At 58.5% G+C, this 23563-nt stretch carries 20 protein-coding genes and 1 pseudogene; 11 read left to right on the forward strand and 10 right to left on the reverse strand.

All coding sequences use genetic code 11. The features are described 5' to 3' along the window. Positions 1–61: 61 nt before the first annotated feature. Positions 62–1621 carry a PLP-dependent aminotransferase family protein gene (locus RHM55_RS14460; RefSeq protein WP_322177038.1) on the reverse strand — a complete coding sequence of 520 codons (1560 nt, stop codon included), beginning with the start codon at positions 1619–1621 and terminating at the stop codon, positions 62–64. 90 nt (positions 1622–1711) lie between these two features. Between RHM55_RS14460 and RHM55_RS14465 the strand changes: the two genes are divergently transcribed. From RHM55_RS14465 to RHM55_RS14475, 3 genes are read left to right on the forward strand one after another with little or no spacing between them, the layout of a single operon-like run. After that, on the forward strand, positions 1712–2335 hold the full coding sequence (locus RHM55_RS14465; RefSeq protein WP_322177039.1) for an FMN-binding negative transcriptional regulator: 624 nt from the start codon (positions 1712–1714) through the stop codon (positions 2333–2335). A 10-nt stretch (positions 2336–2345) separates the two neighbouring features. Continuing rightward, positions 2346–2792 carry a GNAT family N-acetyltransferase gene (locus RHM55_RS14470; protein WP_322177040.1) on the forward strand — a complete coding sequence of 149 codons (447 nt, stop codon included), beginning with the start codon at positions 2346–2348 and terminating at the stop codon, positions 2790–2792. 15 nt (positions 2793–2807) lie between these two features. After that, positions 2808–3482, forward strand: a complete 675-nt coding sequence (locus RHM55_RS14475; protein WP_322177041.1) for a GNAT family protein — start codon at positions 2808–2810, stop codon at positions 3480–3482. A 105-nt stretch (positions 3483–3587) separates the two neighbouring features. Here RHM55_RS14475 and oadA read toward each other — a convergent pair whose 3' ends face one another. Further along, complete coding sequence (gene oadA, locus RHM55_RS14480) at positions 3588–5408, reverse strand: sodium-extruding oxaloacetate decarboxylase subunit alpha (protein ID WP_322177042.1); 1821 nt, start codon at positions 5406–5408, stop codon at positions 3588–3590. An 11-nt stretch (positions 5409–5419) separates the two neighbouring features. Further along, on the reverse strand, positions 5420–6835 hold the full coding sequence (locus RHM55_RS14485) for an acetyl-CoA carboxylase biotin carboxylase subunit (protein ID WP_219064594.1): 1416 nt from the start codon (positions 6833–6835) through the stop codon (positions 5420–5422). A gap of 191 nt (positions 6836–7026) precedes the next feature. Between RHM55_RS14485 and RHM55_RS14490 the strand changes: the two genes are divergently transcribed. Continuing rightward, on the forward strand, positions 7027–7989 hold the full coding sequence (locus RHM55_RS14490; protein WP_322177043.1) for a LysR family transcriptional regulator: 963 nt from the start codon (positions 7027–7029) through the stop codon (positions 7987–7989). Here the strand turns inward: RHM55_RS14490 and RHM55_RS25945 are convergent. From RHM55_RS25945 to RHM55_RS14505, 3 genes are all read right to left on the reverse strand, one after another. Next, the gene (locus RHM55_RS25945) at positions 7931–8092 is read right to left on the reverse strand and encodes a PA3496 family putative envelope integrity protein (protein WP_407074662.1); all 162 of its coding nucleotides are present in this window, start codon (positions 8090–8092) and stop codon (positions 7931–7933) included. The two genes, RHM55_RS14490 and RHM55_RS25945, sit on opposite strands and share 59 nt — an antisense overlap. A gap of 223 nt (positions 8093–8315) precedes the next feature. After that, entirely contained in the window at positions 8316–9182 is an 867-nt protein-coding gene (hexR, locus tag RHM55_RS14500; RefSeq protein ID WP_322182953.1) for a transcriptional regulator HexR, read from the reverse strand. Positions 9183–9385: 203 nt separating this feature from the next. After that, positions 9386–12271 carry an EAL domain-containing protein gene (locus tag RHM55_RS14505; protein WP_322177044.1) on the reverse strand — a complete coding sequence of 962 codons (2886 nt, stop codon included), beginning with the start codon at positions 12269–12271 and terminating at the stop codon, positions 9386–9388. A 244-nt stretch (positions 12272–12515) separates the two neighbouring features. Between RHM55_RS14505 and uvrD the strand changes: the two genes are divergently transcribed. The 3 genes from uvrD to RHM55_RS14520 all read left to right on the forward strand — a co-directional run bounded on the left by uvrD (position 12516) and on the right by RHM55_RS14520 (position 16282). Beyond that, positions 12516–14699, forward strand: a complete 2184-nt coding sequence (gene uvrD, locus RHM55_RS14510; protein WP_322177045.1) for a DNA helicase II — start codon at positions 12516–12518, stop codon at positions 14697–14699. A 177-nt stretch (positions 14700–14876) separates the two neighbouring features. Beyond that, on the forward strand, positions 14877–15731 hold the full coding sequence (locus tag RHM55_RS14515) for a Tim44 domain-containing protein (RefSeq protein ID WP_322177046.1): 855 nt from the start codon (positions 14877–14879) through the stop codon (positions 15729–15731). A 143-nt stretch (positions 15732–15874) separates the two neighbouring features. Next, positions 15875–16282: an SMI1/KNR4 family protein gene (locus RHM55_RS14520; protein ID WP_322177047.1), complete on the forward strand. Its 408-nt coding sequence runs from the start codon at positions 15875–15877 to the stop codon at positions 16280–16282. Between the two features lie 46 nt (positions 16283–16328). On the opposite strand, the pseudogene RHM55_RS14525 reads toward RHM55_RS14520, so the two are convergent. Then, positions 16329–18081 (reverse strand): annotated as a pseudogene (locus RHM55_RS14525) (cation:proton antiporter). 239 nt (positions 18082–18320) lie between these two features. Here RHM55_RS14525 and RHM55_RS14530 point away from each other — a divergent pair. Next, positions 18321–18806, forward strand: a complete 486-nt coding sequence (locus tag RHM55_RS14530; protein WP_322177048.1) for an acyl-CoA thioesterase — start codon at positions 18321–18323, stop codon at positions 18804–18806. A gap of 143 nt (positions 18807–18949) precedes the next feature. Continuing rightward, entirely contained in the window at positions 18950–19342 is a 393-nt protein-coding gene (locus RHM55_RS14535; protein WP_322177049.1) for a DUF3301 domain-containing protein, read from the forward strand. 40 nt (positions 19343–19382) lie between these two features. Here RHM55_RS14535 and RHM55_RS14540 read toward each other — a convergent pair whose 3' ends face one another. Continuing rightward, on the reverse strand, positions 19383–20345 hold the full coding sequence (locus RHM55_RS14540) for a CobW-like GTP-binding protein (RefSeq protein ID WP_322177050.1): 963 nt from the start codon (positions 20343–20345) through the stop codon (positions 19383–19385). A 39-nt stretch (positions 20346–20384) separates the two neighbouring features. Here RHM55_RS14540 and RHM55_RS14545 point away from each other — a divergent pair, with 39 nt between their 5' ends. Further along, positions 20385–20741 carry an NADH:ubiquinone oxidoreductase gene (locus tag RHM55_RS14545; protein ID WP_322177051.1) on the forward strand — a complete coding sequence of 119 codons (357 nt, stop codon included), beginning with the start codon at positions 20385–20387 and terminating at the stop codon, positions 20739–20741. On the opposite strand, the gene zigA is transcribed toward RHM55_RS14545, so the two are convergent. Continuing rightward, positions 20738–21946: a zinc metallochaperone GTPase ZigA gene (gene zigA, locus RHM55_RS14550; protein WP_322177052.1), complete on the reverse strand. Its 1209-nt coding sequence runs from the start codon at positions 21944–21946 to the stop codon at positions 20738–20740. The two genes, RHM55_RS14545 and zigA, sit on opposite strands and share 4 nt — an antisense overlap. A 100-nt stretch (positions 21947–22046) precedes the next feature. On the opposite strand from zigA, the gene folE2 reads away from it, so the two are divergent. Next, positions 22047–22952 carry a GTP cyclohydrolase FolE2 gene (gene folE2 / locus RHM55_RS14555; RefSeq protein WP_322177053.1) on the forward strand — a complete coding sequence of 302 codons (906 nt, stop codon included), beginning with the start codon at positions 22047–22049 and terminating at the stop codon, positions 22950–22952. Here folE2 and RHM55_RS14560 read toward each other — a convergent pair. Beyond that, positions 22936–23457: a DUF3617 domain-containing protein gene (locus RHM55_RS14560; RefSeq protein ID WP_322177054.1), complete on the reverse strand. Its 522-nt coding sequence runs from the start codon at positions 23455–23457 to the stop codon at positions 22936–22938. The two genes, folE2 and RHM55_RS14560, sit on opposite strands and share 17 nt — an antisense overlap. Positions 23458–23563: the final 106 nt, after the last annotated feature.

Below are 23563 nucleotides of genomic sequence, written 5' to 3' on the forward strand. Positions count from 1 at the left end.
GTATGGCTGACATACCGCATCACACCATTCGCATACAGGAAGCACGTAAGGCTTGTCGAACTTACGCCTTCCAGGCGTGCCGCAACTTGGCCAGCGCCTCGTGAATACCGGGTTCAGGCACCGCCGCAAACCCCAATACCAAGCCTGCCCGGTTATCCACGGGCGCGCTTGAGTCTGGCAACCAATAGTCGCTCAGCGGGTTGATTTCGACGCCTACACCTGCAGCCTTGGCCACCAGTTCACGCTCGCGCGCCAGGCTGTCCACGGGCACGGCGACATGCAGCCCCGCCACCACTTTGGGCATCGCCCCGCACCCAGGCACGTCTTCAGGCCAGCCTGCCAACAGCGCATCGCGACGACTCAGAGCCGCACGGCGCATGCGCCGGATGTGTCGCTGGAAATGCCCGGCAGCAATGAATTCAGCCATTACAGCCTGCGTACTGACTTCGGAGTGCCGCATGTCCAACGCCCGCCGTTGACCGAACGCACTCACCAATCCCAACGGCAGCACCAGATACCCCAAGCGCAACGCCGGAAAGGCGATCTTGCCAAAGGTGCCGACATACAAAACACGCCCGTGCCGATCCAGTGCCGCCAAGGGCGCCAGGGGCGCACCGCTATAACGGTACTCGCCGTCGTAATCGTCCTCGACGATCCAGCCTTGGGTGCGCTCGGCCCAGGCCAACAACTCCAGGCGCCGTGCCAGGCTCATCGTCACGCCCGTGGGGTATTGGTGCGACGGGGTGACGTAGGCCAGTGTGTAATCACCTTGCGACAGCGAAGTGCACTGCATGCCCTCGTTATCCACTGCGATACCGTGCAAGCGCGCACCGGCGATGGCAAACGCATGACCGGCCGCGCGGTAGCCGGGATTCTCCACCGCGACCGCATCACCCGGCGCCAACAGCAGCTGTGCACAAAGGCTGATCGCTTGCTGTGCGCCACTGGTGATCACTATTTGCTCAGCGCTGCAGTGCAGACCACGCGAACTGCGCAAATACGCTGAAATCAATTCACGCAGGCGCCAATCCCCGGCCGGCTCGCCGTACCCCAGCGTCCCAAGATCCGGCTTTCGCCAGAAAGCCGCGTGTAACTTACCCCAAACACCGAACGGGAACAGGTCAAACGCTGGCACACCGACCCGAAAGGCTCGCGGCGCATCGCCCTTTGGCTGGGGTAAATGATGCTGTTGCAGAAGGTTGAGCGCTGGGCTGTGGATAACTTTATTGGGTAAAAAACCAGGCATTTCGGGTGTGTTTGTGGATAAACCTGTGGGTAAGCCTGTTAACAACCCTGTGGATGGTTTTGTGGATAAGTAATTTGATGTGCGCTTCGTTGCACTCGGCTTTGTCGGTAATTGCGCAACGTAAGTGCCATCCCCGATACGGCCTTCGATGAAACCCTCGGCGTAGAGCTGGTCATAGGCGCGCATCACGCTGTTGCGCGAAATGGACAGCGACGTCGCCAGGTCGCGAGTAGCCGGCAGACGCGTGCCACTGCTCAGACCACCGTCGAGAATCCGCTGGCGCAAGAGTTGATACAGCTGCCGGCTTAGCCCGCGACGACGATCAAGTTCGATACCCGCAGGGTTGAACGGAAAAGACAGCGCGCTGGCGGACATGACATTGGCCCTACTAAATTGACGTGGAATGGCTCTTACAACCAACCAATAGCCTGCCTAGGATTTAGCCATCAGCCAAGGAAAAGCTTTATGTACATACCTCGCGCATTCAACGAAGACGACCTTTCAACCCTTCATCAGCAAATCGAAGGCACGCGCTTGGGCATTCTCGTGACCCATGGCGCACGCGGTCTCCTGGCCAACCACATCCCGCTGTTGCTCAGCCCTGAGCAAGGGCCTTATGGAACCCTGCATGGGCACTTGGCCAAAGCCAACCCGCAATGGCAGGAGATGGAGAGCGGCACCGAGGCCTTGCTGATTTTCCCTGGCCCGGACGCTTACGTCAGTCCGTCGTTTTACCCGAGCAAGGCTGAACACGGCCAAGCGGTCCCGACCTGGAATTACCTCGCGGTCCACGCTTACGGGCCTGCCGAGGTGTTTCATGACGCCCATCGCCTGCGCGATCTGGTTCGCGCGCTGACAGAGAAGCATGAAGCAGGTCGCGCCAAACCCTGGACGCTGGAGGACGCACCTGCCGACTACATCGACAAGATGCTCGGCGCTATCGTCGGTTTTGCAGTGCCTATCAGCCGACTGGAAGGCAAACGCAAGCTCACCCAGAACCGCAACGCTCCCGATATTGCCGGCGTGCGTGATGGCCTTGCCGCGAGCTCCGCGCCCAATGACAACGAAATAGCCCGATTGATGCGCTAAGGAGAAACCTGTGACCGCTATTCAGATCCGCTCTGTCACCCCGAACGATCACACTGCATGGCTACCGCTGTGGAAGGCGTACCTGAAGTTTTACAACACTGAACTCGCCGACAGCGTCACTGAAAGCACCTGGCAGCGCATTCTCGACCCCAGCGAGCCGACCCATGCCGCGCTGGCCTGGAACGATGGCAAAGCCGTCGGCATGGTCCACTTCATCTACCATCGCTCCAACTGGAGCATCAAAAATGCCTGTTACCTGCAGGACTTGATCGTAGTGCCGGAGCAGCGCGGCACCGGCGTCGGACGACAGTTGATCGAATTCGTCTACACCACGGCGCGTGAAGCCGGTTGTGACAAGGTTCATTGGTTGACCCACGAAACCAATGCCAGGGCGATTCAGCTGTATGAACGCATCGCCGAACGTCCTGGCTTCATCCAATTTCGCAAAGCACTCTAGGACTGGAACCTGCTCATGCCCACCACTGAACTGCACTGGCAACCCGCGACGCTCCCGGACAAAAGCACGCTGCATGGCCGCTTCATCCGCCTGGAAAAACTCGACCCTGTGCGCCACGGCGACGATCTATGGACTGCACTCCAAGGCCCAACCTCGGACCCGGCGCTGTGGGACTATTTGCCCTATGGGCCGTTTTTTGAGCGAAGCGAATTCGATGCATGGCTGAGTCGCCACGCCGCCGACACTGATCCGTGGTTCTACAGCGTGGTCAATCAGCAGACAGGCATTGTCGACGGCTGCCTGAGCCTGATGTCCATCGTCCCCGCCCATGGCCGGATCGAAATCGGTCATGTCACGTTTGGCGCCGCCATGCAGCGCACGCCCAAGGGTACCGAGACGATTTACTTGTTGGCCAAGGCCGCGTTTGCTCTGGGCAATCGGCGCCTGGAGTGGAAATGTAACGACGATAATCAGCGCTCCAAACGAGCCGCTGAGCGCTTCGGCTTCACCTTTGAAGGCACGTTCCGTCAGCACATGGTCATCAAAGACCGGAACCGCGACACCACCTGGTACTCGATCACCGATAACGAATGGCTGGCACTCCAGGCAGCGTTTGAAAGCTGGCTGGCGGTGGATAACTTCCGGGATGGGCAGCAAGTGAGAACGCTGGAGAGCTTCCGGGAACGGTGAAAGCTCATTGCGGGCAAGTGAAACCAACCCGGTCAGTAAAAAAACCGAAAAAAAAGGGGAGCCACATGTGCTCCCCCCAGAGTAAACCGTTAAACGCGTATCGAATCAGCCCTCGATTTCGACCAGGATCTCAATCAGGATTTCGCCCGGGTTGACCCGGTCGCCTTTGGCCACGTGGATCGCGAAGACCTTGCCGGCGATGGAGGCTTGTACCTCGGTCTCCATTTTCATCGCTTCGCTGATCAGTACAGCCTGGCCGGCTTTGACGATGTCGCCTTCCTTGACCAAGACATCCACGATATTGCCCGGCATGGTGGTGCTGACATGGCCCGGCGAGCTGGCCTGCGCGCGCTTGCCGATACCGCCACCGACGAATTCGTTGAGGGGCTCGAACACCACTTCTTCCGGCATGCCGTCGATGGTCAGGTAGAAATGACGCTTGCCCTCGGCTTTGACGCCGACGCCAGTGATGTCGACGCGGTAGCTTTCGCCGTGCACATCGATCACGAACTCGGTCGGTACACCCTCGCCGCCCGCCCTGCTCACGCCACCCGCGTCAGGGATCGGCAGCAACACTTCAGGGGTCAGGGTGCCGGCTTCGCGCTCTTCGAGGAATTTGCGTCCAATGTCCGGGAACATGGCGTACGTCAGCACGTCTTCTTCAGACTTGGCCACCGCGCCGATTTCCAGACGCAGCCTGGCCATCTCCGGCTTGAGCAAGTCAGCTGGACGCACATCGATCAGCTCTTCGTTACCGATGGCCTGACGACGCAGCGCTTCATCCACCAGACCTGGCGCCTTGCCGTAGCCGCCTTGCAGGTAGAGCTTCACTTCGTTGGTGATGGTTTTGTAGCGCTCGCCAGCCAGCACGTTGAAAAACGCCTGAGTGCCGACGATCTGCGACGTCGGGGTCACCAGCGGCGGATAGCCGAGGTCTTTACGCACACGAGGGATTTCGGCGAGTACTTCGCCCATGCGGTTCAGCGCGCCCTGCTCTTTGAGCTGGTTGGCGAGGTTGGAAATCATCCCGCCTGGCACCTGATTGACCTGCACACGCGTGTCGACCGAGGTGAATTCGCTTTCGAACTGGTGATATTTCTTACGCACGGCGTAGAAGTACAAGCCGATTTCCTGCAACAGCTCCAGGCTCAAACCGGTGTCGAATTCGCTGCCCTTGAGCGCAGCAACCATCGACTCGGTACCCGGATGGCTAGTGCCCCACGCGAAGCTGGAGATCGCGGTGTCGATGTGATCGGCGCCGTTTTCAATCGCCTTGAGCTGACACATCGCGGCCAGGCCAGCGGTGTCGTGGGAGTGGATGAACACCGGCAGCGACAGCTCCGTCTTCAGCGCCTTGACCAGCTCGCCCGTGGCATACGGTGTCAGCAGGCCTGCCATGTCCTTGATCGCGACCGAGTCGCAGCCCATGGCTTCCATTTGTCTGGCCTGAGCCACGAAAGCGTCAATCGTGTGAACCGGGCTGGTGGTGTAAGCGATAGTGCCTTGGGCGTGCTTGCCCGCCGCCTTGACCGCTTCGATGGAGACACGCAGGTTGCGCACGTCGTTCATCGCATCAAAAATGCGGAACACGTCGATACCATTGACCGCCGCCTTGGCGACGAACGCACGCACCACATCATCGCTGTAGTGACGGTAGCCCAGCAGGTTCTGGCCGCGCAGGAGCATTTGCAGACGGGTGTTGGGCAACGCCGCGCGAAGCTGACGCAGACGCTCCCACGGGTCTTCCTTCAAAAAGCGAACGCAGGCGTCGAACGTGGCGCCGCCCCAGACTTCCAGCGACCAGTAGCCGACTTTGTCGAGCTTGTCGCAGATTGGCAGCATGTCTTCAGTACGCATGCGGGTTGCGAGCAGCGACTGGTGGGCATCACGCAGGATGGTGTCGGTTACAAAGATTTTTTTGCTCATTGTTGTATTCCTCACAGGCCTGCGTGGGCGGCAATGGCGGCGGCGATGGCCAAAGCCAGCTCTTCGGGTTTGCGCTTGATCGAGTAGTTGGTCAGTTCGGGATGGCTTTCAACAAAGCTGGTATTGAACTGACCGCTACGGAATTCCGGGTTACGCAGGATTTCCTGGTAGTACGCGGCGGTAGTCTTGACCCCTTGCAGACGCATGTCGTCCAGGGCGCGCAAGCCACGGTCCATGGCCTCTTCCCACGTCAGTGCCCAGACGATCAGCTTCAGGCACATCGAGTCGTAATACGGCGGGATGGTGTAGCCGGTGTAGATCGCCGTGTCGGTACGCACGCCAGGACCGCCGGGCGCGTAATAACGGGTGATCTTGCCGAAACTCGGCAGGAAATTGTTTTTCGGGTCTTCGGCATTGATCCGGAATTGCAGGGCGAAGCCACGGTGAATAATGTCTTCCTGCTTGACCGAGAGCGGCAGGCCGGAGGCGATGCGGATCTGCTCACGGACGATATCGATACCGGTGATTTCTTCGGTGATGGTGTGTTCCACCTGCACCCGAGTGTTCATCTCCATAAAGTACACCTCGCCCTCGGCGAGCAGGAACTCCACGGTGCCAGCGTTCTCATAACCCACAGCCTTGGCCGCACGCACCGACAGGTCGCCGATGTAGGCGCGCTGTTCCGGGGTCAGTTGCGGGCTGGGGGCGATTTCGATCAGCTTCTGGTTACGGCGCTGGATCGAGCAATCGCGTTCGAACAGATGCACGACGTTGCCAAAGCTGTCACCGAGGATCTGCGCTTCGATGTGCTTGGGATTGACGATGCATTTTTCGAGAAACACTTCCGCAGAACCAAACGCCTTGGTCGCTTCCGAGATCACCCGAGGGAACGCCTGCTCCAGTTCTTCACGGCTGTTGCAGCGGCGGATACCCCGACCACCGCCGCCAGACGTGGCTTTGAGCATCACCGGGTAACCAATGCGCTCGCCTTCGACCAGCGCTTCAGCGATATCGGCGACGTTGCCTTCAGTGCCAGGTGTCACCGGTACACCGGCCTTGATCATGCTGCGGCGTGCTTCGGTCTTATCACCCATGCGACGGATGACTTCTGCCGACGGCCCGATGAATTTTATTCCACGTTCGGCGCAGATGTCCGCCAGTTCGGCGTTTTCCGAAAGGAAACCATAACCGGGATGCAAAGCATCACAACCGGTTTCTACCGCGAGATTAACCAGCTTGCGTGGGTTCAAATAACCGGCGAGTGGTTCAGCACCAATGCTGTGCGCTTCGTCAGCCCGTTTGACATGCAAGGCATGACGGTCGGCGTCGGAATAGACCGCAACCGAGCGAATGCCCATCTCGGCGCAGGCGCGCACGATCCGGACAGCAATTTCACCGCGGTTGGCGATCAGGATTTTTGTTATCACTGGCGTTTCCTCGACCGTTAGAACAGACGAACCGGCTGGGCCGGTCGGCGTGTAACCGCGTGTTACGTGCGGCCACATTGTGATAGCTACCCTATGCCTGAAGAAGGATTAACAAAAATCAATAAAAGTTGGGATATGCATAAGTAAAACCTTATAGTTGGTTTTTCAACCATCTTCAGAGGGGGTCAGCTATGCGTAAGTCATTGATGCGTATTACATTGCGTCAATTGCGGACGTTCAACGAAGTCTGTGACCTGAAGTCTTATAGCCGCGCCGCCGATGAAATGGCCCTCACACAACCGGCCGTCAGCCTACAAATTCGTCAGTTGGAAGAGCTGATTGGCCAGCCGCTGTTCGAGTATGTCGGCAAAAAACTGTACATGACGGAGGCCGCCGAAGCGCTACAAGCCGCCAGCAGAGACATTTTTGGGCGTCTGGAAAACCTGGATATGCAGCTGTCGGACATGCAGGGCTCGCTGCAAGGGCAACTCAAACTGGCCATCGAATCCAGCGCCAAATACTTCGTGCCGCATCTGTTTGCCGCGTTTAAGCGCCAGCACCCCGAAGTGATGCTGAACCTGACGGTGGTCAATCGCGCGCAGGTGATCAAGCGCCTGTCGGATAACCGTGATGATCTGGCGATTATGTCGATGGTGCCGCAGGACATGGGCCTGGAGTTCATGCCCTTCCTCAACAACCCGATCGTCGCGGTGGCGCCGTCGGATCATCCGCTGTGTCAGGTCGAGCAATTGACCCTGAAGGACCTTGAACCCTACCCCTTGCTGATCCGCGAAGCCGGTTCAGGCACGCGCAGAGCCTGCGAGGAGTATTTCAAGGAGAAGCGCGTGCACTTCACCCAAACCCTTGAGGTTTCTTCGGCTGAAGCTCAACGCGAATGCGTGGTGGCCGGTCTTGGCGTGGCGTTGTTGACTCGCCATGCTCTGAACCTAGAGCTGGCCACCGGGACGCTGCGCGAGCTTCCGGTGGCCGAATTGCCGCTGTACCGCAGCTGGTGCGTGGTGCAAGCCAAGGCCAAACGGCTGTCGCCGGTCGCGCATGCCTTTCTTGCATTCATCCGCACCGAACGCGCGCAGATCAGCCAGCTTGCTGAGCGTTTCGACGGGAGCCTTCCGAGGCCGTCTGCCACACATTAAGTGAGCCAAACTCGCCAATATCACCCACCTCGAAATAGTCGGAAAGCTTCTGCGCCAGTTTGCGCTGCTCAGAGTAGCTTTCGATCGCACGACGGAATTCCATGCGTCGCTGATCTTCCTGCTGTCGCCGGGTGTTTTTGGACGTATTAGCGGAGGTAGCGCTGGTGGCGCGCTGCTGCTGCGAGTCATCGTAGTGCCGAGGCATATCCTGTCTCCCATTGCGTTTGCGGGAGCTTGAGCATGATCGCCGTCAATGACGGTTGCACGGCGATAAGATGACAGGACGATGAAGCTTTGCGCTGTTGCGAAGGCGAGACGCCCAGCAATCAGTCGTCGAGCGCCTTGACTGACTTGGGCGACAAGCGAAGGCTGCGCAGACTGCGTTTAACGCTTTTAAGATGGTTGACCAGACTCGGGCCACGCGCCATGGCGACGCCCATCGCCAGCACATCGATCACCACCAGGTGGGCAATACGCGAGGTCAGCGGCGTATAGATTTCGGTATCTTCGTGAACATCAATCGCCAGATTGATGCTCGCCAACTCTGCCAATGGCGTCTGGCTCGGACACAAGGTCACCAGCGTGGCACCACTTTCACGGACCAGATTTGCAGTGATCAGCAGGTCTTTGGAGCGTCCGGATTGGGAGATGCAGATCGCCACGTCGGTGGGCTTGAGTGTCACCGCCGACATGGCCTGCATGTGCGGGTCGGAGTACGCCGCAGCCGTCAGCAGCAAGCGGAAGAACTTGTGCTGCGCATCCGCCGCCACCGCGCCGGATGCGCCAAAACCGTAGAACTCTACGCGCTGGGCCGACGCCATCGCCGTCACCGCCAACTGCAACGCGTGGGGATCGAGATGCTCACGAACCTCCATCAACGTGTGCAGGGTGGTGTCGAAGATTTTCAGGCTGTAATCGGCAACCGAATCATCTTCGTGGATCGCGAACTGACCAAAGCTGGCACCAGCGGCCAGGCTTTGCGCCAGTTTGAGCTTCAAATCCTGAAAGCCGGTACAGCCAATGGCACGGCAAAAGCGGACGATGGTGGGCTCGCTGATACCCACGTTGTGCGCGAGGTCAGCCATGGAGCTGTGCATTACAGCCGCAGGGTCAAGCAGCACGTGGTCGGCAACCTTGAGTTCCGACTTACGCAGCAGATGGCGTGACTGGGCGATGTGGTGCAACAGGTTCAAAGGGCTGGACTCGGCTAGTAAGGCTTGGGCGGGATGTAGCATGCTTGTAGTTATACTACATGCCCTGCGGCCCGCCCAGCTAAACGAGCTCGGTTTGACGATCTGCAACCTTTCCGCCGCCCTCATCATGCCAGCGCGGGCATGCCTGCGAATCAGGCAAAGCAGTCCGTCAGGCACACCGAGTTGCGGCCTTCGCAGACACGTCAGCCCGGAGGGGACCACGTCTGCTGCCCATGCTCGCGCAACAACCGCGTCGCAGCCTCTGCATCCACCGGACGGCTGATAAGGTAGCCCTGCACTTCGTCGCACTCGTGAGCTTTGAGGAAGTTCAGTTGTGCCTCGTTTTCCACACCTTCGGCGACGACTTTCAATTCCAGGCTATGGGCCATGGCGATGATAGCGCGGGTGATGGCTGCGTCTTCGGTGCCTTCGCCCAAGCCACGAATGAACGCCTGGTCGATTTTCACGTAATCCACGGGGAAGCGTTTCAGGTAACTCAACGACGAATAGCCAGTGCCGAAGTCGTCGATGGCCAGTTTCACGCCCAACTCATGCAGCTGATGGAACGTTGCGATGATGTGCTCCACGCCGTCGAGCAGCTGACTCTCAGTCAATTCCAGCTCAAGGTAGCGCGGTGCCAAGCCGGTTTCCTCAAGCACTTGGCGGACCAGACTGACCAACTTGCCCTGACGCAATTGATGGACCGAAAGGTTGACTGACACCCTGATCGGCTCCAGCCCCTGGCGCTGCCATTCACACGCCTGCCAACAGGCCTGACGTAACACGAATTCACCAATCGGCCCGATCAGCCCGGTCTCTTCCGCCAGCCCGATAAAGTCCCCTGGCGGCACCATGCCCATCGTCGGGTGCAGCCAGCGCACCAGCGCCTCAGCCGCGTTCAAACGGCCGGTCGCCAGACACAGCTTGGGCTGGTAGAACACCTGCAGCTGATTCTCGTCGAGCGCCTTGCGCAGCTGATTTTCCAGTTGCAGACGCTCCAGCGTGCTGGCTTGCAGGTTCTCGGTATAGAACTGAAAATTATTGCCGCCCAGATGTTTGGCATGCTGCATGGCCATGTTCGACTGACTGACCAGCGCCGAGATCTCTCGGGCCGAGTCTGGCAACAGGCTGATGCCCACTGACGCGCTGACCACCAACTCATGCCCGGCCACCGAAAGAGGCTGCCGTAATTTGGCCAGCAGGCGGCTGGTGACCCGTGCCAGGCTGGACAGGTTGCCGTAGGCATCGAATAACACCGCAAACTCATCACCGGATAACCGCGCGATGGTGTCGGCCTCGGGCAATGCGCTGGTAAGACGCCGCGCCACTTGCCTCAACAGTTGATCGGCGACTTCGTGGCCCAGGCTGTCATTGAGCAGCTTGAAGCGATCCAGATTGATGTGCAGCAACGCCAGGCTTCTACCGCCCTGTCGCACGCGCTGGCTGGCTTCACGCAAGCGCTCCTTGAACAACGAGCGGTTGGCCAGGCCGGTCAACTCATCGTAGTGCTTCAAATAGCGCATACGTTCTTCGAATTCGCGCCTTGCCGACAGGTCGGCGAAGAAGCCGACAATGTGGCTTACATTACCCCGCACATCGCGCACTACGTTCAATTGGAGCCATTGCGGATATAGCTCGCCATTTTTGCGAGTCTCAACCAGTTCGCCCTGCCAGCTATCGGTTTGCTCCAGCGATTCATGGATCGCTTGAAAATGGCGCCGGGCATCGCGGCTGCACGCCAGCTCAGTGACCTTGCAGCCCTTCATGTCTTCCTGCGGGTAGCCGGTCACTCGGCTGAACGCCCGATTGACCGCCAGCAGGGTGTATTTCGGATCAAGAATGACAATGCCTTCGCTTGCGGCTTCGAAGACCGTGGCGGCCAAACGGCGCTGTTCTTCCAGCTGTTTACTGGCGCTGATGTCGCGGCGGGTACCGAGCATGCGAATCACCCGGCCATCGCTGCTGCGCTCCACGGCGCGGCCACGGTCCTCGATCCAAACCCAGCGCCCGTCACCATGCCGGAAGCGATAGGCAACTTTATAGTCGTCCGTATGCCCCTTCAGATGGTCAATCATCGCGAGTTGCATCAACGGCAAGTCTTCGCGATGTATGCGTGGCTTAAGGTGGCTGAGCATGGCGGTCACGTGTTCCGGTTCCAGACCGAACAATGCTTTGATCTGCGTGTGGTGGACTTCATCGGTTTGCAAGTTCCAGTCCCACAGGCCCAGCTCACTGGCCTCAAGCGCCAGCGCCAGCCTCTCCTCACTCTTGCTCAGCGCCTGATTGGCCTCATCCAGCTCAAGGCTGCGCTGGACGACTCGGGCTTTGAGCCCGACCTGGGCCTCGCGCAATTCCCGCTCGGCCTTGCGTCGCTGTTCGATTTCCCGCGCCAACTCATGGTTGAGCTGCTCATCGTGGGCCTGTGCCTGCTGCAGATGCTCAATCAGCGCCTGATTCTGAAAGCGCTGAACCAACCCCTGACGGATCAAGCGATTAACCTGCAGGGCCACGACAATCAGCGCCACCAGTAATATCAGGCCAAGCCAGCCCCAGCCATGCTGCTCATCGCCATGCAAAAAAAGAAAGGTGATCGGGGGCAACAGGCACGACAAGGTAAAGGTCAGAAACGCCGGGATACTCACCGCGTAAGCAATACTGGCCGACAGCGTCGCGGCACCGATCAAGCCAAACACCCAGGCTTGCTGCTGAAAGCTATCCACCGGGACCAAGGCGATTGCCGCGCTGGCGAGGGTCAGGCCGCTGACGCCTGCACCCAGCAAAAACATCCCACGCCAGATCGGCTGCGCCTGGCGCAACAATGGCGCGGCGTTAAACGCCGCGACCTGGATGACGCGTAAACCCACCAGCGTCGTCAGCCACCCCAGCCAAACGCCGACCAGCAGATAACGCTGCGGGCTCCAGAGCAACCAGGCGCAGACCAGACCGTTGAGTAACATGAACAGGGTGGGCAACAGCGAACCCTGGTAAAGCAAACGTGTGCGTTCCACCGCAATCTGAGTGGCAAATTGCTCGCGGATAACTCGACCTGATGCGGTTGAGGCACCCGAGGAGCTGAGACTGGAGGTCATAGGCAGTGTTCTTATAATGGTGGAGCCCAAACGTCGACGGAGCATACACAAGCCGCTCGACAGACCAAACTCCCTTGACTCATAAAAACCGCAAAGAGGCCGCTCCACAGGGCTGTTTTCAAACCTCCCGGGCACGGCCTGCCATGCGTGCAGCCCTGACTTACCGGTCGTCATCGATAGGGCATTTATCGGCTTAAGCAAAGCTTGGTTTGCCCGACATAGCCCAGCACCCTAGAATGCGTCGATGCGCGATGATCTCTCCCTTCTGCTGAACTCCCTCAACGATGCCCAACGTCAGGCCGTAGCTGCCTCCGTGGGTCGTCAGTTGGTACTCGCCGGTGCTGGCTCCGGCAAAACCCGTGTGCTGGTGCATCGCATCGCCTGGTTGATCCAGGTCGAGCATGCCTCGCCACACTCGATCCTCTCGGTAACCTTCACCAACAAGGCTGCGGCCGAGATGCGTCACCGCATCGAACAGTTGATGGGGATCAACCCGGCTGGCATGTGGGTCGGTACCTTCCACGGCCTGGCGCACCGCTTGCTGCGGGCGCACTGGCAGGAAGCCGGACTGAACCAGAGCTTCCAGATCCTCGACAGTGATGACCAGCAACGCTTGGTCAAACGAGTGATCCGTGAACTGGGGCTGGACGAGCAGCGCTGGCCGGTACGTCAGGCGCAGTGGTTCATCAACGGGCAGAAAGACGAAGGCCTGCGGCCCAAGCATATTCAGGCCAGCGGCGATCTGTTCCTGACCACCATGAAATCGATCTACGAAGCCTACGAGGCCGCCTGCCAGCGCGCAGGGGTCATCGACTTCTCCGAGCTGCTACTGCGCGCCCTGGACCTGTGGCGCGACAATCCCGGCCTGCTGGCGCACTACCAGCGCCGCTTCCGGCATGTACTGGTCGACGAGTTCCAGGACACCAACGCCGTGCAATACGCCTGGCTACGGTTACTGGCCCAGGGCGGCGACAGCTTGATGGTGGTCGGCGATGACGATCAATCGATTTACGGCTGGCGCGGCGCCAAAATCGAGAACATTCATCAGTACTCGTCTGACTTCCCTGACGCCGAAACCATCCGTCTGGAGCAGAACTACCGCTCCACCGCCAGCATTCTCAAGGCCGCCAACGCCCTGATCGTCAACAACAGCGGGCGCCTGGGTAAAGAGCTGTGGACCGATGGCGGTGACGGCGAACCGATCAATCTGTTCGCCGCGTTCAACGAACACGACGAAGCGCGCTACGTGGTCCAAACCATCGAAAGCGCATTAAAGACCGGCCTGATGCGCAGCGACATCGCGATCCTCTACCGCTCCAACGCTCAATCGCGGGTGCTTGAAGAAGCGTTATTGCGCGAGCGGATTCCTTACCGGATCTATGGTGGTCAGCGCTTCTTCGAGCGCGCCGAGATCAAGAACGCCATGGCCTACCTACGCTTGCTCGACGGTCGCGGCAACGACGCCGCGCTGGAACGGGTGATCAACGTCCCGGCACGCGGCATCGGCGAAAAAACGGTCGAAGCCATTCGCGAACATGCCCGTCACGCCGACGTGTCGATGTGGGAAGCGATGCGCCAGCTGATCGCCAATAAAGGCCTGACTGGCCGCGCAGCCGGAGCGCTGGGTGGATTTGTCGAGCTGATCGAGAATCTGACCGCGAAAGTCATGGAGATGCCCCTGCATCTGATGACCCAAACCGTGATCGAGCAGTCCGGGTTGATCACCTACCACAAGGAAGAGAAAGGCGAAAAAGGCCAGGCTCGGGTAGAAAACCTTGAGGAATTGGTCAGCGCCGCGCGCAACTTCGAGAATGCCGAAGAAGACGCCGAGCTGTCACCGCTGGCCGGGTTCCTTGGCCATGCGTCGCTGGAGTCGGGCGATACTCAGGCCGATGAACATGAAGACAGCGTGCAATTGATGACGCTGCACAGCGCCAAGGGCCTGGAATTCCCCCACGTGTTCCTGGTGGGCATGGAAGAAGGCCTGTTCCCCCACAAGATGAGCCTAGAAGAGCCCGGGCGTCTTGAAGAAGAACGGCGACTGGCGTATGTCGGCATTACCCGCGCCATGCAGAAACTGGTGATGACGTATGCTGAAACCCGTCGCTTATATGGCAGCGAGACGCGCAATAAGATCTCGCGCTTCGTCCGGGAGATTCCGCCACCCCTGATTCAAGAGGTGCGCCTGTCCAACAGCGTCAGCCGTCCGTTCGGCGGCACGCAGAACATGGGCACAAGCAGCCTGTTCAATGGCACCGGCATCCCGGAAACCGAGTTCAGCCTCGGACAGCGGGTTCAGCATTCGGTGTTTGGCGAAGGAGTGATCCTCAATTTCGAAGGTGCCGGCGCTCAGGCACGGGTGCAAGTTAACTTCTCAGAAGGCAGCAAATGGCTGATGATGGGCTACGCCAAGCTGGAAGCGATCTGAGCCACTGAACATGTAGGATCAGCCTCAATATCTGAGGCTGCAGAGATATGCCCTACAGGCCACTCTTTGTGAGCCTGTTATAGGCCCAAGCAAAAGCCAGAAACATTTAGGCGCTAGCCATTGTCATTTCTCCTGTGCAACATGGCGCGCGTGCAATCCATAAATGGGAATTCCTTTATGCAACGTTTTCTAAGCATCGCTCTGGCGCTGTGCATCGGGCTCACAATGAGCCTCGAAGCCAACGCAGCGCGCTTCGGTGGCGGCAAGAGCTTCGGCTCGGCGCCCAGCCATCAATCCCGTCAAGCTGCGCCGGCCTCTCCGTCGGCTGCGCCTAACGCCGCTGGTCGCCCTGCTGCCGCTGCTGCTGGCGGTGCTTCTCGCTGGCTCGGCCCGTTGGCTGGCCTCGCGGCAGGCGGCCTGCTCGCCTCGATGTTCATGGGCGGCGGCTTCCAGGGCATGCAGTTCTTCGACATCCTGATCATCGCAGTCATCGGCTTCGTGATCTTCCGGTTCATCGCCGCGCGTCGACGCAAGCAACAAGAGCACATGTCCCCTGCCGGTCATGCGCCGTTCCAGCGTGAAACCCTCGAGCAACCGGCTCAGCCATCGGTTTTCGGCGGCTCGTCTGCAGCCCCGGTTGCAGCTCCGGTGATCAATGCACCGGCCTGGTTCAATGAACAACGCTTCCTCGAAGCCGCTCGCAGCCACTTCCAGTCGCTGCAACAGCACTGGGATGCCAACGAAATGGACAAGATTGCCGAATTCGTCACCCCACAAATGCTCCAGTTCCTCAAGAAGGAACGTGCAGACCTGGGTGATGGCTTCCAATCGACCTTCATCGACAACCTGACCGTGCAGCTTGATGGCCTGGATGATCGCTCGGATAAAACCGTGGCGACCTTGACCTTCTCCGGCGTGTCCAAAACTTCGCGCTTCGACCAAGGTGAAGTGTTCAGCGAAAGCTGGAACATGGAACGTCCGCAGGGTGACAACCAGCCTTGGCTGGTCGCCGGTATCCGCCAGAACGGCTGACGCTCGGCAGTGCTCGCAAGCGAATTGCACCGATAAGCAAAACCCCGGATAACCGGGGTTTTGTTTTTTTTTGGGCAACCGTTGTTTTGAGAAAACCTTACGCTACTGTATAACCCGCGCCATCAAGTTAGAGGATCCAGGCCGTGGAAGAAGTTATTGAAGAACTGCGTGAAAAAAACGAGCGGGTACCCGTACCCCTTGAGTTGCCCGAAGATGATGATCTGGTCGAGATCGAAGAACAGCTGTTCATCAACATTCCCTTCGTCTTCAAAGAGTTTTTGCTGACTGTCAGCGACGTGGTGTATGGCAGCCTGGAACCTGTGACCGTCATGGACCCGCAGTCCCATACCTACCTGCCCGAGGTTGCCGCAACGGCGTGGGATCTGGGCGTGCCTCGCGAGTTGATCCCGATCTGTCAGAGCGGCGATGACTATTACTGCGTCGAAGAAGACGGCACTGTCGTGCTGTGGTCCGCGGAAGAAGAACTGGTGACCGAAGAAAGCTGGGAGTCAGTCTGGCACTGGGCCCGGGATGTCTGGCTGGAAAGCTGAGACGTGCAACTCAGCGCCGCACACTGCGGCGCTGAAAGGAGTCGCCTCAATGCTCGGGCGGCTCCTGATGGTTACCCAAGGTTTCCAGCAAAGCGATCTGCATCCGCGTATGTACACGGATGCACCAGCGCCACAACACCGCGGCAACGATAGTGGCCACCACCCCAATCACCAGCAGTAATTCGTTAGTCGGCAGGATGCTCGCCGACAGCGCAGCCAGCAGCAGGAAAATCACCAACATCGACAGCAAAGGGATCACTTCTGCGATCACCCGACGCACGCGTTCGGTGTGGCGTCCGGCCATGGCGGGCTTAACGCTCATCTCGGCCAACAACATCGAAAGCGCCTTGAGCTTGCGGTAGGCCGCGATCAAAAACGGCAGCGACACCACCCCAGATCAACGCCTTGTGTTGGCTGTCATCGCGGGGCCAGTCGCTCAAATAACCGCCAATGCCCTCGGCGAAGTAACCGCCACAGAAGAAAATCGCCACCACCAGCGCCAGATTGACCCCGACCTGCAACAAAATCCTGCGGATCATCGACGCCAGCAACGCGCCCTGCCCCTGTGGCTGGATACTGCGCAGCCATTCCCCATACAGCCCGAAGACCCGCGCGATACGCTTAGGCATCATTGCCGCGAGCTTCATCGATAAAGGGTCCGCCGAGCGGATCAGGTAAGGCGTCAGCAAGGTGGTGATCACCGATACCGCCACTGCCACCGGATAGAGAAAATCGCTGGTGACCTGCAACGTCATGCCGAGGGCGGCGATGATGAAAGAGAACTCGCCGATTTGCGACAAACCCATGCCAACCCGCAAGGACGTGCGCCCATCATTCCCGGCGATAAAGGCACCCAGGCCACACGACAGCATCTTGCCCAGCACCACAGCGACACTGATCACGGCAATCGGCCAGGCGTAATCGAGAAGGATTTTCGGGTCGATCATCAAACCGATGGCAACGAAGAAAATTGCACTGAACATGTCGCGAACAGGTTCAATCAGCTGCTCTATTTTCAGCAACTGCCGCGATTCCGCCATGATCGCACCAATCAGAAAAGCGCCCAGCACCATGCTGTATTCAAGCTTGGCCACCAGTAGGCAAAATCCGAAACACAGACCGAGTACCGTCACCAAAAGCATTTCATTGCTTTCAAATCTAGCCACATACGCCAACAGGCGCGGGACCAGAAGAATACCGATCACCAGCGCTACAACCATAAACAGCGACAGCTTGCCGACGGTGGAAAATACCTCGCCGGAACTCACGGAGCCGCTGACCGCGATGCCGGACAGCAAGGCAATAATGCCAATACCGAGAATGTCTTCGACGATCAGGATCCCAAAAATCAGCTGGGCAAAACGCTGATTTTTCATCTTCAGGTCGTTCAACGCTTTGACGATGATGGTGGTTGAAGAAATCGCCAGAATCGCCCCGAGAAACAGCGAGTCCATGGCGTTCCAGTTGAAGAAACGCCCGATTTCGTAGCCGATCCAGATCATCAGCACGATTTCCAGAAAAGCCGCGATAAAGGCCGTGGCACCGACCTTGAACAGCTTGCGCAGGCTGAATTCCAGGCCCAGACAGAACATCAGGAAAATAACACCCAGCTCGGCCAAGGTCTTGATTGTATCCTCGTCGTGGATCAGGCCGAACGGCGGTGTGTGCGGGCCGATAATGAAACCGGCAACGATATAGCCCAGGACCACGGGCTGTTTCAGACGATGAAAAAGGACCGTTACGACGCCGGCGACCAGCATGATTACCGCCAGGTCCTGGATAAAACTGATGGCATGCATGGCGTGAAACTCCTTTTTTATGCGCTGAAAAACCCGACTCCAATGTAGGAAGTACCCGCGACCAAGGCTTTTTGCAGGTTAACACCGCACCTCTACGGAGAAAGTCGGTGCAATATATGGAAACAGATGGGCGCTTCGGCGTGACGGCGGCGGGTCCGCCAGCGTCCGGATAACTGATCTACAAGAACGCGAGCACCAGCATAGGTGCACTTCTGACACACCCACCCTGTGAGCACGCTATGGAACCCGGAAACACCCAGCTGTCGATGACTGTATTGATGACCCCGGACATGGCCAACTTCTCTGGCAACGTGCATGGCGGCACCCTGCTCAAGTACCTCGATGAGGTCGCTTATGCCTGCGCCAGCCGTTATGCCGGGCGTTATGTGGTAACCCTGTCAGTGGACCAGGTGATCTTTCGTGAACCGATCCACGTTGGCGAGTTGGTGACCTTCCTTGCGTCAGTCAACTACACCGGCAATACCTCGATGGAAGTGGGGATCAAAGTCGTCACCGAGAACATCCGCGAACGTTCGGTGCGCCACACTAACAGCTGCTTTTTCACCATGGTGGCGATAGACGACGAGCGCAAACCCGCTGCCGTACCTCCACTGGAACCGGCCAACAGTGAAGACAAACGTCGCTTCCTCCAGGCCAAGCAACGGCGGCAGATTCGTCAGGAGCTAGAAAAACGCTATCAGGACATCAAGGACGAAGCGCCTTAAGCGCCCACCGGGTCCGCTCGACGCGCACGCATCGAGCGGACCGCAAGCAAAGAAAGCAACAGGGATGAAATTTAAGCTGCACGGTATGACTGTAAATCGTCAGACCCAGTTAAGCTGGACGTTCTTTGTTGGAGCACTTTTTCATGCTGACCTTGGGCAACCTTTTTGTGCTGATGCTGCTGGCCACGGGCGGCGCCTGGCTGTGGCATTCCCATGGTTTGCGCGAGCGAGCACTGGCGCGAGTCAAGCAACACTGTGCCAAACTCGACGTCGAGCTGCTGGACGGCAATGTCGCTCTACGGCGTATAACGTTCGCCCGCGATGCCAACGGCAGAAAGCGCCTGGCCCGTGTGTATAACTTCGAATTCACCGTCACCGGCGAGCAACGCCACCCCGGCACCATCACCATGTTCGGCGCACACACCGCACTCATTGAGCTGGCGCCCTACCCGTTCGAAATCAAAACTCCGCCACCCAGCGCCAATGTGATCGAGATGAGTCAATGGCGTCAGGAACACAATAAGCGGAAACAATGAGCCCGTCGGTATAACGGTTCCCCGTTGTGGATAACTCGCTTTAGAGCAAGCAGACAGCCAGTCCCGCTTGCAACGCGGCCTCGTCCTGAGGCGCGGTGAATATCAGTTCCAGCCGTGAATCGCGGCGCCATTCACTGTTTTGCCAATGAATGGCCGCACCATCCAGCGCATTACCGGACAACCAACCCGCGTTGCTGTGGATAACCAGCTTGGCCCGTCGCCAATCCAGGCTATTGAGCCACTGCTGCACGCGCATCAGCTCGAATTGCTGGCTCGGATGCCAGCGCCAACCAATACTCCAGCCTTCCGCCTGGCCTTGGCTCAAGCAGATCGGCTGACGCGGGTCGGTCCAGATCGCAGGCAATTGCGCCAAACCCTTGGGAGCAACAAAGTTATCCACAGCCGCAGAGGCTTGCGCACCAATGCCCGGCAACTCGGATAACGGCAAAGCCGCTTGTTCGGTCCAGTACAACGGACGGTCCGGCAAGCGCCGGGCCAGCGCCTCGCGGGCGACAACGTCGAGCAGTGCGGACTTGTTCATCACCAACAAACCGGCATCGCCCAAGGCTGCTTGCTGACTGTCAGGCAAAGGCTGACCGGCCACCATCGCGGTCGCATCAAGCACCAGCACACACGGCTGAACAGCCAGGACCCCTTCCCAAGGCGGCTCACGCAGCTGCTCCATCAGTTGCGCCGGGTGGCCCAACCCGGAGGGCTCGATCAGCAGTCGATCCGGCCGCGCCTTACGCAACAGGCGCCCCAGCCCAACTTGAAACGGCGCGCCATTGACGCAGCACAAGCAGCCACCGGCCACTTCGCCAAGTGCGATACCATCGTCAGCCGTGGTCAACAGCGCAGCATCCAGGCCGATCTGGCCGAACTCATTGATCAAGATCGCCCAGCGCTCGTTGGCAGGCTTTTGCGCCAACAATTGCTTGATCAGACTGGTCTTGCCCGCGCCCAACGGACCGGCGATGACATGGGTGGGGATGTTCTGCAGCATGGGGCCAATTCTTCAGAGTGACGGTTACAGGGACAATCAATGCGCGCGATCTGGCTGGCAACACTGTTGTTGATAACATCGAGCGAGGCATGGGCCGAGGCATGCGTCGTACACAGCCACGCCGAACGACTCGACGTCAAAGTCTGCCAGGAAAATCGCAACATCCCGGCGAAGCTGTTTCACGACGGTTTTTGCCAACCACAACTGGCCGGGCAGAAAACCGAAGTGGAATACGTCGATCAATGCCCCGCCGGCGCTTTCGGCGTGTGCAGCAATGCTCAAGTCGCCAATATGCCCTATCACCAGAACATTCACTATTACGGCGTCGCCAGCGATGCGCACTACCTTAAGCCGTTTTGTGAGGGGCAGAGCCAGGGCCAGTGGCTTGCCCCTTAAGGTGCCACCTCGTCGTGCCATGGTCCGAACGGATCCGCCAACAGCGCCCAACTGTCTACGCCGCTGGTCATTTCCGCATCGGTCAGCAGGCAGCTGTCCAACTCATCGGTGAGCCGCGCGAAGTTGATGTGCTGCCCGATAAACACCAGTTCCTGACGGCAATCACCAGTCTCGGCGGTCCAGTTTTCCATGATCGCAGCGGTGCTTTCCGGGTCCTGCGGCCATTCCTGTTTGGGCACGAAGCGCCACCAGCGACCGGCAAAACCGTAACGCATCAAGCCGCCCGCCTGGGACCAACTACCCGCGTCCTGATGCTTGCTCGCCAGCCAGAAAAAGCCTTTGGAGCGCAGCAATTTGCCGTTGATCCACTCACGGTTGATGAAGTCGAAAAAGCGCTGTGGATGAAAGGGTCGACGGGCACGGTAAGCCGTCGAGGCAATGCCGTACTCCTCGGTTTCCGGCGTATGTTCGCCGCGCAACTCCTTGAGCCAACCCGGCGCCTGCGAGGCGCGCTCGAAGTCGAAACGACCCGTGTTCAGCACTTTTTTCAGCGGAATTTGCCCCATCACCATAGGAATGATTTCCGCCTGGGGATTGAGCCGCTCAAGTATCGCGATCAGCTCCAGACGTTCGCTGGAACTGATCAGGTCGATTTTGCTGATCAGAATGACATCGGCAAATTCGACCTGCTCGATCAGTAAATCGGTGATCGAACGTTCGTCATCCTCGCCCAGGGTCTCACCACGAGTCGCCAGGCTCTCGGCGGCCTGGTAGTCGATCAGAAAATTGATGCCGTCGACCACGGTGACCATGGTGTCCAGGCGAGCCATGTCGGCCAGGCTTTTGCCTTGCTCATCACGGAAGGTGAACGTTTCAGCCACGGGCAACGGCTCGGAAATCCCGGTGGATTCGATCAATAAATAGTCAAAACGGCCGTCCCGCGCCAAACGACTGACCTCTTCGAGCAAGTCCTCGCGCAAGGTGCAGCAGATGCAGCCATTGCTCATTTCGATCAGTTTTTCTTCGGCACGGTTCAGGCTCACATCGCGCTGAACCTCGCTGCCATCGATGTTTATTTCGCTCATGTCATTAACGATCACGGCCACGCGCATGCTTTCGCGGTTGCGCAGCACGTAATTGAGCAACGTGCTTTTGCCAGCCCCGAGAAATCCGGACAACACAGTAACGGGTAGACGGTCAGGCATCAGGTGTTCCTCATCAGGTAGCGTACGCGCTCAAAAAAGGCATCGTCGACTTTGTCGTTATAATATAACATGACATTTCCACCCTGACGACGGACCTTCAATGAACGCGCTGACTCTGCCGGATATCGCCTCCCAAGCATCACGCCAAGCCTTACCACTGGATTGGGTCGGCATGTGCGGCATCGCCCTGCCAATTGTGTTTAATGGCCAGCGAGTGAACGCCACAGCGGATGCAGGCGTGAGCCTCGACGATGGGGAAGTGCGAGGCATCCATATGTCACGGTTGTACCTGGCGCTGGAGATGCTCGATGAAGAAGACCTCACACCCGCATTACTGCACCGGGTTCTTCAGCAATTTCTCGACTCGCACCACGGTCTGTCTGCCAGTGCCTCTGTGCGCATTCACAGCCATTTGCTGCTGAAACGCCCGGCATTGATCAGCCCGTTGGCCGGTTGGAAGTCTTATCCGGTAGGGATTTTTGCTCGGCTGGAGCATGGAGTGTTCCACGTGGAACTAACATTCGACGTCAGCTATTCCTCGACCTGCCCATGCTCTGCCGCCCTTGCCAGGCAGCTGATTCAGGCGCAATTCATCTCTGACTTCGCCAATCGGCCGCTGGAGCATGCGGATGTACTGACATGGCTCGGTACGAGCCAGGGCATTGTTGCCACCCCACACAGTCAGCGCAGCAGCGCCCAGCTTGATGTTCAGCTGGACGTGCACGTGAACGAACTTCCGCTAATCCAACTTATTGATCACGTCGAGACCGCCCTTGGCACTGCGGTGCAAACGGCGGTCAAACGCGCCGATGAGCAAGCGTTTGCCTTGGCCAACGGGCAGAATTTGATGTTCTGTGAAGATGCTGCGCGACGGCTCCATCTGGCACTGAGTCAGGTCCCGGACATCAAGGGTTTCAACCTGAAAGTCATTCACGCCGAAAGCCTGCATGCACACGATGCTGTCGCCCGGAGCCGCTGGCAGCGAGGAATCAAGTCCGCGGTTTAACCGTCCCGCACTGCTGACCCAGCCAAACGGCACGGGTGTCCATGCTGCCGTTTTGCTGAGCGCCTGTGGCGTTGAAGGTACCCACGACTTTAGTGCTGAACTCGCGATCACTGGCGAACTGGGCTACCCCTGTACCTTGCGCTTTGGGGCAGCTGAAGCGGAACTTCCACGTCTTGCCATTGCGGTCGGTGATCTGTTGGTTGCAACCAGATTTGGGGTCTGTCAGCGGGATATTGTCAGTCTTGACCTGGTCCTGAGTCAGGCAGACTCGCACGCCCTTCCCGCCCAGCGTCACGCCCTGCTTTTGCATCATCTGTTCCATCATCGCTCGCTGCTCGGGCGGCAGGTTGTTCAACTGGGCAAGCATCAGCTGCAGGTCAGGCAACGGCTGGCCGTCTACCTGCATATTGCTCGACGTCAGTTCCCACAACCCTGGCTGCAACATCTGCGCTTGAGCGATCGGTGCAGCCAGACAAAACAGCAAAGCCAAAACGCGTTTGTTCATCTGAAAAATTCCTGAATATGAAAATGACCGGATTAGCTCCAGCCTGACGATGAGCGTTAGACGACGCAAGCGCCTACCAGTTGCATGCCGAATAAAATAGCGACAA

Source organism: Pseudomonas sp. MH9.2 (assembly GCF_034353875.1).
In the GTDB taxonomy this organism is placed as follows: Bacteria; Pseudomonadota; Gammaproteobacteria; order Pseudomonadales; family Pseudomonadaceae; genus Aquipseudomonas.